The sequence below is a fragment of the Thermosipho globiformans genome, assembly GCF_003990895.1.
Taxonomy (GTDB): Bacteria; Thermotogota; Thermotogae; order Thermotogales; family Fervidobacteriaceae; genus Thermosipho; species Thermosipho japonicus.
The window spans coordinates 312,130-326,088 of the sequence record NZ_BHXD01000001.1 but is presented as its reverse complement, the minus strand read 5'-3'; the positions used below and the strand labels follow the sequence as shown (position 1 = coordinate 326,088).

Annotated in this window: 11 protein-coding genes; all 11 read right to left on the bottom strand. The window is 30.2% G+C overall.

What is annotated here, in order from left to right:
* Positions 1-4: 4 nt before the first annotated feature.
* Genes fsa through EO083_RS01780 form a run of 11 tightly spaced genes read right to left on the bottom strand, consistent with a single transcriptional unit; the run spans position 5 to position 13,921 of the window.
* The gene (gene fsa, locus EO083_RS01830) at positions 5-655 is read right to left on the bottom strand and encodes a fructose-6-phosphate aldolase (RefSeq protein WP_126992512.1); all 651 of its coding nucleotides are present in this window, start codon (positions 653-655) and stop codon (positions 5-7) included.
* A 16-nt stretch (positions 656-671) separates the two neighbouring features.
* Positions 672-2,828, bottom strand: coding sequence for a carbohydrate ABC transporter permease (locus EO083_RS09865; RefSeq protein WP_164723675.1), 2,157 nt, complete (start codon positions 2,826-2,828; stop codon positions 672-674).
* A gap of 10 nt (positions 2,829-2,838) precedes the next feature.
* On the bottom strand, positions 2,839-4,128 hold the full coding sequence (locus EO083_RS01820; RefSeq protein ID WP_126992511.1) for a carbohydrate ABC transporter permease: 1,290 nt from the start codon (positions 4,126-4,128) through the stop codon (positions 2,839-2,841).
* Between the two features lie 13 nt (positions 4,129-4,141).
* Positions 4,142-5,521: an ATP-dependent protease ATPase subunit HslU gene (hslU, locus tag EO083_RS01815; RefSeq protein ID WP_126992510.1), complete on the bottom strand. Its 1,380-nt coding sequence runs from the start codon at positions 5,519-5,521 to the stop codon at positions 4,142-4,144.
* A gap of 11 nt (positions 5,522-5,532) precedes the next feature.
* Positions 5,533-6,528, bottom strand: coding sequence for an HD-GYP domain-containing protein (locus EO083_RS01810; protein ID WP_126992509.1), 996 nt, complete (start codon positions 6,526-6,528; stop codon positions 5,533-5,535).
* On the bottom strand, positions 6,506-7,768 hold the full coding sequence (locus tag EO083_RS01805; protein ID WP_126992508.1) for a M16 family metallopeptidase: 1,263 nt from the start codon (positions 7,766-7,768) through the stop codon (positions 6,506-6,508). Before EO083_RS01805 ends, EO083_RS01810 begins: the two co-directional genes overlap by 23 nt.
* A 17-nt stretch (positions 7,769-7,785) precedes the next feature.
* Positions 7,786-9,879: a polyribonucleotide nucleotidyltransferase gene (locus EO083_RS01800; RefSeq protein ID WP_126992507.1), complete on the bottom strand. Its 2,094-nt coding sequence runs from the start codon at positions 9,877-9,879 to the stop codon at positions 7,786-7,788.
* Positions 9,880-9,890: 11 nt separating this feature from the next.
* Positions 9,891-11,999, bottom strand: coding sequence for a TIM-barrel domain-containing protein (locus tag EO083_RS01795; RefSeq protein ID WP_126992506.1), 2,109 nt, complete (start codon positions 11,997-11,999; stop codon positions 9,891-9,893).
* Positions 12,000-12,021: 22 nt separating this feature from the next.
* Entirely contained in the window at positions 12,022-12,858 is an 837-nt protein-coding gene (gene panC / locus EO083_RS01790) for a pantoate--beta-alanine ligase (RefSeq protein ID WP_126992505.1), read from the bottom strand.
* Positions 12,836-13,636: a DNA-processing protein DprA gene (dprA, locus tag EO083_RS01785; RefSeq protein WP_126992504.1), complete on the bottom strand. Its 801-nt coding sequence runs from the start codon at positions 13,634-13,636 to the stop codon at positions 12,836-12,838. Before dprA ends, panC begins: the two co-directional genes overlap by 23 nt.
* A gap of 3 nt (positions 13,637-13,639) precedes the next feature.
* Entirely contained in the window at positions 13,640-13,921 is a 282-nt protein-coding gene (locus tag EO083_RS01780) for an RnfABCDGE type electron transport complex subunit B (protein WP_126992503.1), read from the bottom strand.
* Between the last annotated feature and the right edge of the window lie 38 nt (positions 13,922-13,959).

Genomic DNA, 13,959 nt, shown 5'->3' with positions numbered 1-13,959 from the left:
ATACTCACCTTCCCATTTTATATTTTTCCCAATCTTTTAAAAATCTTTCTATACCAAGATCAGTCATTGGATGTTTAAACATTTTTTCGAGAACACTAAATGGAACTGTTGCAATATCGGCACCAATAAGCGCAGCCTCAAGTACATGCATTGGATGTCTTACACTTGCTACTATAACTTCCGTTTCAAAACCATAATTTTTATATATTTGCATTATTTCTTCTACAATTTTGAGTCCATCATTTGCTAAATCATCAACCCTCCCTACAAAAGGACTAACATACGTTGCACCAGCCTTTGCTGCAAGTAAAGCCTGGTTGGGACTAAATATTAAAGTAACATTAGTTTTAATTCCTTCTTTTGAAAGTACTTTTACAGCTTTTATTCCATCGGGAGTCATTGGAATTTTAATTACAACGTTTTCATTAATTTTTGCAAGATTTCTTGCTTCATCTATCATTCCTTCAAAGTTTAAAGAAATAACTTCTGCTGAGACGGGACCTTGCACAACATTGCAAATTTCTTTAATTGTTTCTTCAAAAGGTTTTCCTTCTTTAGAGATTAATGTTGGATTTGTAGTTACTCCATCCACTACTCCCCATTCAACTCCACGTCTTATTTCATCCAAATTAGCAGTATCAAGAAATATTTTCATATGACCCCCTCCTTGATTATTTTAAACCAGTTCTTGCAATTCCTTTAATGAAATATTTTTGTGTGAATAAAAATAGTATGATCACTGGAAGTACTGAAAATGTCGCAGCTGCCATTAACTGGTTATATAGTGTTCCAACATCTGAACTAAAGTTTTGAAGACCAACCGGTAATGTTCTATATTTATCAGAATTAGTTACTATTAAAACCCATAAGAAACTATTCCAGCTTCCAACAAATTTTAAGAGAGCACCAGTTATTATTACGGGCTTACTTAGTGGTACAACTATTTGCCATAAAAATCTCCAGTGTGAACAACCATCTATTTTCGAAGCATCAAATAATTCTTTTGGAATTGATAGAAAGTGTTGCCTCATTAAGAATATTGCAAAAACACTAACAATCCACGGAATAATTAACGAGTAGTATGTATCAATCCAACCAAATTTTGAAATAGTTATAAAGTTTGGCACTAACAAAACCTCACCAGGTACCATCATTGTTGCTAAGAACAAACCAAACAAAGCATTTTTCCCAGGAAAATTCATCCAAGAAAATGCGTAAGCAGCCATAGATGCTAATATTACTTCTAATACTGTTGTTGCTGTCGCGACAAAAACGGTATTAATATAATACTGACCAAAAGGCGCAGCTTTCCATGCATCAACATAATTTTGGAATATGTTCTTTATTATTTCACCAAATGTAAATGAAAGATTTACTGTTGATAAATTGTCATCGCTCAGATAAATAGGAGCAATTCCATTCAACTCAATTTCTATAACTTCACCATTTCTTACTCTAACTGCTTTAACAAATTCTGGGGCATCAATAATTTTCCACGAATTCATTGAATTATTATAAACCTTTCTTACTAAGTTAAGCTGATCAGTAAGTAGAATTAAATCTTTCAAAAAGCTTTTATAATTTTCTAATTCATCAGAAATACTTCCAATCTTTGCTTTTAATATTTTATATGAACTACTATCACTTAATATTTTATCAGAAATATCTAATAAATTATCAAAACTTCCACTCTTTAAAATTTGTTCATAATCGATTCCTTCCTCAATTAAAAGATTTTTATAAGTAACAACTAAACTTTTTAAATTATTTAGAAATGATGTTTCAATCTTATACTCATTTAAAAAATAGTTGTCAATTTTTTTAGAAAACTTTTCAGGAAGATTATCAAAATCTTCTGAAGTAATTAGACTGTTTAAAATTTCTGACTCAGGTAATTTCTTTAAATTTTCTTTCAATAATGCTATTCGTTCATTTTTTGTCATAACTTTTGCAATAATTGGTTTATCAACTCTTTTAATTTGTAATTGCTTAAAGTATTTATATACATCCAAATAAAATTTAATATAATCTTTTTCTTGTGAAATGACATTTACAACCTTTGCATTATAGATATTTGTTAATTCATTTTTGTTATCATAGACTAAATTTATAGAAACTAAAAGCTTGTAAAGTTGGTTAATTTCATCATTAGTTAATACTAAAGATTTACCTGCTTTGTATTTTAATATATCTTCTTTTAAAGTAACAAGATTTTCTTTAGCTTTATTTAGAAAATCTTTAAATTTTGTTTTTTCGCTCTCATCTGAAACTCTTCTTTCCACAAATTTACTCACCTGCTCTATTCCAGAAATTGCATTGTTAATTTTCGTCTCAAGATTTGAAATGTAATTTAATCTTTTAAAGTAAGGAGAACTTCCACTATTGTAAAATAGAAAAACTTCTTCAAAAAACTTTTCTGGGGACTCAGTTGAAAATTGCTGCGGAAATTTCAAAGAATTAATCCATTTATTAAACTCATCCAATGAAGCCCTTTCAATATAATCGTATCCAGCTATATCTATTATCATTTTCCCTCGATAAAAAGGATCATCTTCAACTGATATATTTAGAACATTTTGATTGTCATCTTTTGATGATGTAAAACTTAGAGCCTCACTTAAGCTTATGCCTTTCAGTGTTCTTAATGCTCCAATTTTTGTTTCAACTTTTACTTGTCTTGTAGAAAAGAAATTTTTTGAAAACCATTTAGGCGGCCATTGTTGAACTTCACTTGGGAGTTTAAAAGAAGTAACAATCATCCACGCAAAAGGCATAATCATAACAACGAAGCCAATTGATAGTAATAAATAGATAATCAATTTCTTCATCACTTTCACCTCACGATACGTATTCTACGACTTTATTTCCAACTTTATATTGAATAGCTGTAAATATTAAAATTATGCCAAACAAAAGATATGCAGCAGCACTTGCAATTCCCATTCTTTGTTGCCTGTAAAAAAGGTCAAAAACATAATATACCATTGTCATACCACTGTTATTATATGGACCTGGTAAACCATCGTAAAGAACATAAACTTGTGCAAAAACTTTAAATGCTCCAATCATAGAAACTATTAATAAGAAAAATGTTGTTGGTGAAAGTAGAGGCCAAGTAATTTTCGAAAATTTATGCCATGAATTTGCGCCATCAACTTCTGCAGCTTCATAATAAAATTGGTCAATATTTTGTAGACCAGCAAGAAAAATAATTGCATCATATCCAATTTGTTTCCAGATAGAAACAATAGCAATTGTTGGAATTGTCCACTTTTCGTCTTTAAGCCACCTTATTGGCTCTATACCAAACCATGATAAAAAATAATTTAAAAGACCAAATTCATCATTAAAAATCCATTTCCAAACTAGTGATACAGCAACAACAGAAGTAACAAAGGGTATAAAATAACTTGTTCTGAAAAACACTTTAAATCTTATATTAGAATTTAAAAGAACCGCAAGGAAAAGTGATATTGCAAGAGTAATAGGAACGGTTAAAATAACATAATAAAAAGTATTAACCAAAGCTTTAACAAATAAATTTTTGTCTTTAGCGTCCATAAAGAAATTTAATAAACCATTTTCATTAAATTTGCTTACTTCTATCATAACATAAGTGAAAATAATAGCAGCTACATTTAACCATGTATAGTTTCTGTACAGTTTCATTTGTTCACTGTTTTTAAAGTTGTAAAATACCAAAATAAAAACTACAATGTTAAAGAAAATCATATGATACAAATTTATGTTTTTTAAAAATGGGATTAATATAATCGGAATGGCATTTAGTAAAAGTAAAAAGGTGTTCTTTTTTTTACTAAATACTGTGATTAATGTATAAAAGGTAATAACAATCAATATAGCAATTAAAATGTAACCAATGGAAAAAATAAAGCTACCAAAAAATGAATATTTTGGAGGATAGTCAAACTCAAAAATGCTTATATAATTGTCAAGGCCATTAAAATAAGGTGCATTCATATTTCTAAAATCCCATTTAAAAAAACTTAAAACAAAGGAAAAACCGACTGGCCAGAAAACGAATATTCCTAGAACTACAAGAGATGGTAATAAAAATAAATAAGCAAGTAAAGACTCTTTAAGTTTTTTCCTTGTAGCAGTTTTCACTTAGTTTCCCCTCCTAAAGAATGTATGAAGTTAAATCTTCATCTTCAATTATTCCCTTTAATTTCTTTGTTACATAATCTGAATCTACAATTACTTTTTCTTCTATTTCTGGTGCTTCAAACAATACATCCTCTAAGACTTTTTCGAGCACTGTATAAAGTCTTCTAGCTCCAATATTTTCGAGTTTTTGATTTAACTTGTATGAAACTCTTGCGAGTTCTTTAATTCCATCGTCCGTGAATTCTAATTGTACGTTTTCAGTGTATAATAACGCTTGATACTGTTTTGTAAGTGCGTTTTCTGGTTCAACTAGTATTCTTACAAAATCTTCTTCTTTAAGAGGCTCGAGCTCAACTCTTATTGGAAATCTACCCTGAAGTTCTGGAATAAGATCTGAAGGTTTTGAAACATGAAATGCTCCAGCTGCTATAAATAATATATAATCTGTTTTTACTGGACCGTATTTTGTTGTTATTGTAGTTCCCTCAACAATTGGTAATAAATCTCTTTGAACTCCCTGTCTTGAAACATCTTGCCCACTACCCCCTGTTTTAGCTGCTATTTTATCCATCTCATCTATGAATATAATTCCTCTATTTTGTGCAAGTTCAAGAGCTGTTTGGACTGTTTCGTCCATATCAATTAATTTTTCTTCTTCTATAGGAAGCAAAACTTTTTTTGCTTCAGAAATTTTCATTTTTCTCCTCTTTTTTTGTTTTGGAAAGATATTTCCAAGAACGTTTGATAAATCCATACCGATGTCCTCCATTTCTGGAAGTCCAATAAAACCAATTGGAGAATTTGAGGTTTCAATCTCGATTTCAATTTCCTCATTATCAAGTTCTCCAGAACGTAATTTTCTTCTTAACTCTTCTCTTTTTCTTAAATTTTCCGAATAGTCATCAGTTTGTTGTGGTTTTTCCATCTGCATTCCAAAAATATTTGCAAATGGAATTTGTGTTTTCTTTTTCAAAGGAACCAATGCATCTAAAATTCTCTCTTCAACATTTAACTTTGCTTTTTCTTCAACTTCTTTCATTTTTTGTTGTTTGACCATATTAACAGCTATCTCAACCAACTCTCTTATCATTGAGTCAACATTCTTTCCTACATATCCAACTTCAGTAAACCTTGTTGCTTCTATCTTCAAAAATGGAGAGCCAGACAATTGTGCAAGTCTTCTTGCAATTTCAGTTTTACCAACACCGGTTGGCCCTATCATCAATATGTTTTTTGGAGTAATCTCTTTTTTCCATTCGTCTGATAATTTTTGCCTTCTAATTCTGTTTCTAATAGCGATAGCTACGGCTTTTTTAGCTTTGCTTTGTCCAACAATATATTTATCTAGTTCTTCAACAATCTGTTTAGGCGTTAATTTATCAAAATCACTCATACTTGTTCCTCCTATTCTTTTAATATTTTTCTTATTGATATTTTTTCTTTTTTTATGTCAATTTCCATATTTTCTACCTTTACAATGGGAAACACACCATTAGATACTTTAAGAACCACACCTTTTCTACCATCACTAAGCTCGACTATCGTACCAGTTGGATATATTCCAACATAATGGACAAATTTTGAAACAATTTGGGGGTCAAAGTACTTTCCAGAATTAATAATTATAAATTTTAAAGCTTCATATGGGGTTAAAGCATCACCAGGAAAATCCTTACTAATCAAAGTATCATAAGCATCTGCAACAGCAATAATTCTAGAGAAAATTGGTATTGAGCTTTCCTTTAAACCTCTTGGAAATCCTTTCCCATCATATCTTTCATGATGGTGTAAAACTCCAAGAAGTATATCATTATTTGTTTCAAAGTAATTCTTTATTAATGCTGCTGATTTTATTGGGTGAGTATCATAATAGTTTATCACATCACGAATTGGCTTGTCATGTGATAAGTCATGCAAAAATGAAGAAATAACTAGCTTTGTTAGTAATTCGCGGTCAAAACCTAAATTTATCCCAATTATTGAGGAAATTACAGCTACATTTATACAATGTCTTATAAGTGGTTTTGAATCATTGTTTAACAAATTTAGTATTTTTTCATCAATTTTTTTCAATACCTCATTCAAAATATTTTCAGATTGTTCAACCATACTACTTATGTTCATTTGACCATTTTTAATTTCATCGAATGCATTTTCTAATTCTTCAGAGAGGGCTCGATAGTTTTCATAATCAATTGTTGGTTCTATTTCGCTACTAATAAATATTTCTTCTTCATATATTGGAAGAGAATTAACTCCTCTGCTTTTTAATAGAACTATATCTCCCTCTTTTAATATTGAACCTTTTTTTAGTAAAACAATAAACCCTGAAGGATCATAAACATCTTCGCCAAGCTTTTCACCTGGCTTTACCTTATTAACGTTTTTCCAAATAATCAAATTTTACCCCCCCAACTTTATCAAAATAATCAATATTTTCATTTGCCACATAAAATAATGACCATTTAGAGCTAAACAATTTTTCAAAAACATTATTCACGTTGTCTTTTGTAATATTTTTTATCTTAGAAACAATATCGTTAGGTAATTCTGGCTCTACTTCATTTGATATATATTCAATTATAAGTGTCGTTAAAGTTGAAGTATTTTCAGTAGAAAGTTCAAGCTTTCCAATTAATCTTTTAATACCGTACTCAAATAATTCATCAGTTAAATTAAAATTATTAATTGAATTTAACATCTTCTCATGAAATTTTTGAACTTTTTCTATTGAAGTCGCCGCATAAATATTAAAAATTCCCCAATTTTTATGTGAAAGATTTGAAGTATAAATATCATATACAAGTCCTTCTTTTTCCCTTATTTCTTCAAAAAAATATGAGCTCATTCCACTACTTAAAATAGTATTCAAGACAATAGCTGCATATCTATCAGTTTCTTGCAATGAATAACCATCAGTTACATATAACATATGTACTTGATTTGCATTTTTCATTATTTTTCTTCGTATAATACCATGCTTAATAATACTTTTATGCTTTATAGTTCTTTCTCCTGTTTTTTTAATCTTCTCTAGATCTTCTAAAATCTTATCAAAAACATCTTCAGGTAAATGACCAACTATTATCACTTTTACATTGTATGGATTATAAAATTCTTCATGAAATTTTTTTATATCGTCTAATCCAATTGATTTTATAGTTTCCTCAAATCCAATTACAGGTTTTGAGTGAGGTCCATCTATTCCTTCTTGAAACATTAATTCATATAAATTGTTTAAAGGTTCTTCTTTATTTGATAGATATTCATGGTAAATAATTTCTCTTTCAAGCTCCAAATCTTCTTTTTTGAAAACCGGATGAAAAACTATTTCTTTTAACACGTCAAAAGTTTCATAAGCCATTGATGAAGGTACCTTGGCGTAGTATACAGTATTTTCCTTATCCGTCCATGCGTTAAGTAACCCTCCAACCGATTCAACAGTTAATTTTAGTTCTTTCATAGAATATTTTTCTGTTCCCCTAAAAGAAAGATGTTCTATAAAGTGAGAAATACCAAGAAGATTGGTTGGTTCATATACAGAACCAACACCTACATTGAAAGCTATTGTTACTGACCTAATTCCATCAATTTTGTAATAATATACTTCTAAACCATTATTTAGCACAACCTTTTTCATCATATCACCTATTACTATTAATTAGTTTTCCCAAGTTGTATTCTTCCATTTTCATCTATATTAATAACAATAACTTTTATAGTATCACCTATTTTATATTTTTCCTTAAAGTTTTTAGAATCTTCACCAAGCTTGCTTGAATGCGCAAGCCCAATCTTTCCAGGCATTAATTCAACAAAAATACCATAAGGTTCAATTCTTGTAATTTTTCCTTCAAACACATCTCCTACTTCAATATCTTTAGTAATTGTCTTAATATATTCTATAGCTTCACTAACTTTCTTTTGATCTTTTCCATAAATTGAAACTTTACCAGTAGTATCATCAATTGAAATTTCTACGTCATATTCTTTAATTATAGATTTTATAACTTTACCTCCAGGACCTATCAATTCTCCTACTTTCATTGGATCAATTTCTATTGTTACAATTAATGGAGCATAAGGTGATAGTGATTCTCTAGGTTTTTCTATAGTATTGAACATGATATCTAGAATTTTCATACGTGCTTCTTTTGCTTGTTGCAAAGCCCTTTTAAGTAATTCCTCACCAACACCTGCAACTTTACAATCCATTTGAAAAGCCGTTATTCCATTTCTCGTGCCAGCAACTTTGAAGTCCATATCTCCCCAATGATCCTCCAACCCTTGAATATCTGTAAGAACAACTTCCTTGCCATCTTCTATTATAAGCCCCATAGCAACACCAGCCACATGAGTTCTTATAGGAACACCAGCATCCATTAATGCTAGTGAACCGGAACACACAGTAGCCATTGATGATGAACCATTTGATTCGAGAATTTCTGAGACAACCCTTACAACATATGGAAAATCTTCTTCATTTGGTACAACAGCTTTTAATGCCCTTTCAGCGAGATGACCATGACCTATCTCTCTTCTTCCTGGACCTCTTAATGGTTTTACTTCACCAACAGAAAATGGTGGAAAATTATAATGTAAAATAAATCTTTTTGTGCCTTCTTCCATTATTGTGTCCACTATCTGTTCTTCCATAGGAGCCCCTAAGGTTACAATCCCTAAACTCTGAGTTTCACCTCTTGTAAACAATGCCGAACCATGGGTTCTTGGAAGTACTCCAACTTCACAAGTAATAGGTCTAATCTCGTCAACTTTTCTACCATCTGCTCTAATTCCCTCTTCAATAATTATTTTTCTCATTAATTTTTTTGTTCTCTCGTCAAAATACTCTTTTAATAAAGACTCTTGTAAAGTTTTTTCATCATCTTCTATTTCAACATCTTCAAATACCTTTTCAAATATTTGATCTCTATATTCTTTTAATTTTGCAGATCTTTCTAGCTTTTCTTTAATTAAGAGTTTATCTCTTAATTCCTCTTCTGAGATCATTTCTTCAAACTTACTTATTAATGTTTCATTCGGCTTTGGCTCTTCAATTTCCATTTTTTGTACATCAAATTGACTTAAGATTTCTTCTTCAAATTCAATTATCTGCTTGATAGCATCGTGTGCTAACATTAATGCATTTACCATCTCTTCTTCCGTTACTTCTTTTGCTTCACCTTCTACCATTGTAATTGCATCTTTACTTCCAGCAACAACAATATCTAGCTTACTTTTTTCAAGCTGTTCTTCTGTTGGAAAAACAACAAATTCACCATCTACATATCCTAATCTTACACCTGCAACAATACCTTCAAAAGGAATCTTTGAAACATTTAATGCAAGTGAAGCTGCTATTATTCCAGTTACATCTGGTGGAGTATTACCATCAACAGATAATACAGTAACAATTAACTGAACATCATTTCTTAAATATTTTGGAAATAGAGGCCTTATTGGTCTATCAATTAATCTTGCAGAGAGTATTGCAGATTCAGAAGGTTTTCCCTCTCTCTTAATAAATCCTCCAGGAATTTTCCCAGCAGCATAAAATTTTTCTTGATATTCAACTGTTAAAGGAACAAAATCTACTCCTTCTATAGTTCTCTCAGAAATATTTGCTGTAGCAAGTACTACACTATCTCCAAATTGTACCCAGACGGAGCCAGCTGATTGTTTAGCTACTTTTCCATGTTGAACTATCATTTTTCGCCCAAATAACTCTTTTGTCCATTCTCTAAATTGCATAATTACACCTCCTAAAATTCTACATTTATCTTTTCTATACTGGTCTTTGTATATATTTCAAAAGAAAAATTACGTTTTTTGTGTTTATATCCTTCACGTACTTTCTTTATTTTAAGTTCGCCGTGGTTATAAATAAATTTGTATAAGTTATACATTCCTTTTTTATAATTATTAGTTTTTCCATCATCTTCATAAAAATAACCTATTGCTTTACCACTATAAGCAAATACTTTTCCAAAAATTTCATCGTCATATGAATTTTCTAAATATTGTTTTGACTCTTGCATGAAAATAATTGAACCATCTATTGCAAAATGAGGTATCTCTTCTAATGTTGCATCTACCTCATGCCATCCCTTATTTAAGAATTTATTATTGTTCAAATCAAAGGACCTTTTTGGAAGATATACTAAACGGCTTTTTACTCCAGGTTTATAGACAGGGGCAACTATAATACTTCTTCCAACCATAAATTGATCATCAATCTGATAAGTTTTTTTATCATTTTCAAAATGCAAAAATAAAGGCGCTATTAATGGAATATCCTTTAATATGCCTAACATATATTCACTATACAAATAAGGAATAAGTCTATATCTATACTCTATTACCTTCTTTAGTATTTTTTCATACTTTTTGTCAAAAGTCCAAGGTTCTTGCCTTCTTGTTCCAATAGCAGAATGATTTCTAAATAGTGGCATAAAAGAACCTAATTGCATAAACCTTACCATTAGTTCTGCAGATGTGTTTCCACCAAATCCTCCTACATCAAAACCTGTATTAAAAACTCCGACTAAACTCAGAGACATAATTCTTTGGATTTCAAGTAATATATGTTCCCACCAGCTATGGTTATCACCAGTCCAGACACCGCCAAACCTTTGCACTCCTGAATATGCTGCTCTTGTTATATTTATATTTCTATAATTTTTTTGAAATCCTTCCTGGGTAGCGCGTATCATGTTGAAACCATAGACATTTCTCAATTTATAATGTTTTTTACCATTTAAATGTATAATTTCATAGCCTCTATCTTTCCTTGGTATGGAACCAATTTCCCCAAATGCCCCAGCAACACCTATTCCATCTTCTAACTTTAAATTTTCCAATTTTTCTTTTGCATGTGTTATATCTTCATCGGTTCCAAAAATTGCAATTTCATTCATATCATTCCATATTCCATCAATGCCATCTTTTACAAATTCTCTAACTTTTTGCGACCACCATTTTCTGACATTTTTGCTTGTAAAATCAGGGAATCTAACTCTACCTGGCCAGACTGCACCTTCGAAATCTTTTCCCATATTGTTTTTTAAAAAATATCTATCTTTTGCTTCTTCAAATACTTCATAACCTTTTTCAACCTTAACTCCTGGATCTAGTATTGCAGATACTTTAAAGCCCATTTTATGTAATTCTTCAAGCATCTCTTTATGATCAGAGAACTTTTCTTTATTCCATGTAAATAATTTATAACTATCCATATAATCTATATCTAACCATATAACATCACAAGGTATTTGTTTTTCTCTAAAAGTCTTTGCTAAATTTAACACTTCTTTTTTTGAAAAATAACTCCATCTACTTTGTTGATATCCAAGACTCCAGAAAGGAAAAGCTACATTTTTACCAGTTAAATACAGATAACTTTTTAATAATTTGTCTATTTTTTCTTCCAAAATAACATACTGAGTAAACCCTTCCCCTTTAATTTTAAATGTTATTATGTTTCTTCCTTCGCTATCCAAATCGATTTCCATATACCCCGGATAATCTGTAAATATTCCATACTTTTTATTTTCATTTATAAAAATAAAAAACGGGAAACTTTTATATAAAGGTTCTGAACCTGGATGGTGAGTAAAATTATCGGTGTTCCAGAATATATATTGCTTTCCTCTTCTATTAAATTGACCTACTTTATCACCAAATCCAAAAATCATCCCTTCTTCTATTTTCTTCTCTAATATTAAAAATTTTCCTTCCTTTTTTAATGAAATATCTTCGAAAATATTTTCGATTTTATATTTTTCACTTTTTGGAAGCATTTTAACTCTTTTTTCTTTAATCACGGCTTCGCTATTTACATCAGGATTCCCGTAAATAAGCTTATAAATCAATTGTACCAGCTCCTTGTCTAATTTATATTATCATATTATCAATTAATCTTGCTCTTCCAACAAATACTGCGATTGCAATTATAACTTTTCTATCTATTTTTTCTACAGGCTCCAAGTTTTCTTCATCAACTATTTCAATATAATCTATTCTTAACAAAGGATGTGTTAAAATCTTTTTCATCTCATTTTTAATAATTTCAACATCTTTTACTCCTGATTCGACTAATTCTTTAGCTTTCAATAAAGATTTATAAAGTCTAACTGCTTCTTTTCTTTCTTCATCGTTTAAATAAGTATTTCTTGATGATAATGCAAGCCCATCAGGTTCTCTTACAATAGGCATTTCAACAAGCTCTACATCCATGTTTAAATCCCTTACCATTCTTCTTAAAATTCTAAATTGCTGTGCATCTTTTTGACCAAAGTAAGCTCTTGTAGGCTTTACAATGTTAAATAATTTAGTAACGACAGTACAAACTCCTCTAAAGTGTCCAGGTCTTGAAGCACCACACAAAAATTTTGAAAGTTTTATTTCTTCAACATATGTTGAGAAAGAATCTGGATACATTTCATCAACTGATGGTACAAAAACATAGTCAACCTCCATATTTTTCAACATTGAAAGATCTCTTTCAAGATCTCTTGGATAATTGTTATAATCCTCATTCGGGCCAAACTGTGTTGGATTAACAAAAATACTTACTACTGTTATATCGTTTTCACTTTTTGCAGCTTTTACAAGTGAAAGATGACCTTCGTGTAAAAAACCCATTGTTGGAACAAAACCTATAGTTTTTTTTGACTCAAGAATCTCCTTCGATATTTTCTTCATATCTTCAATTTTTTCTATTACTCTCATTTATAACACCTCTCATTATATAGAAATCTAATATTTCATCAGGATCTGTAACAGGATATGCTCCATTTTTTATTAAAAAATTTGGCCCTTCAGAATTTAAGGAAAATATGTTCCCCGGTACAGTAAAAAGGTCTTTTCCAAAATCAATTGCATAATTAGCTGTAATCATAGTCCCACTTTTTTTCTTGCACTCAACTATTAAAACTCCTTCAGAAATCCCAGCTATGATCCTATTTCTAAGAGGAAAATAATGTTTTTTTGGATTTTCCCAAGGTAAATATTCACTAATTAAGCATCCTTCTTTAGAAATTTTATCGTATATATTTTTATTTTGCTTTGGATAGCAAATATCAACTCCACATCCAAGAACAGCAATTGTCTTTTTCGAATTTTTATGAGCCTCGGCATCAATTCCAATTGCCATCCCGCTTACTATAACGAAAAAATCACTTAGTTTTTTCACAAACTTTTCAGTAATATTTTTTCCATATACTGTCATGCTTCTAGTTCCAACAACAGAAAAACATATTTTTTTTAATAGATGAACATTTCCTTTATAAAAAAGTACAACTGGTGGCTTCCAAACGTTTTTTAAATATTCAGGATATTCATCATCAAAAATTGTAAGAATACCATTTCCTGAAAATTCCAGCCATCTTGTTAGTTTATTTTCTATAAACTTTTTTCTTTGAATATCTTTGCTTTTGATGTAACCATTTTTTATTTCATTAATTGAATAGCCAAGACTACTTAAAGTTGCTATTTCAACTTTAGTCATATTTTATTTATTTTGTTCCAAAATTTCTTTAATCTTTTCACTTACTCCCATTTTTTTACCTGGTAGACATTTATCAATTGCGTCACCTTTTTTTACAATAGCTGCCGCATATCCTTCACATCCAGGATATCCACAAGCACCACAGTTAATTCCTGGAAGAACCTTTGTTATTTGTTCAATTCTTGGATCAACTTCGACCTTAAATTTCTCATTGCTAAATGCAAGAAATAATCCAAATCCTAATCCCAAAGCTCCCATAACAAGTGCTGAATATAGAATAACCACCTACAACACCTCCTACAATTTATTTTTTCATTGATATT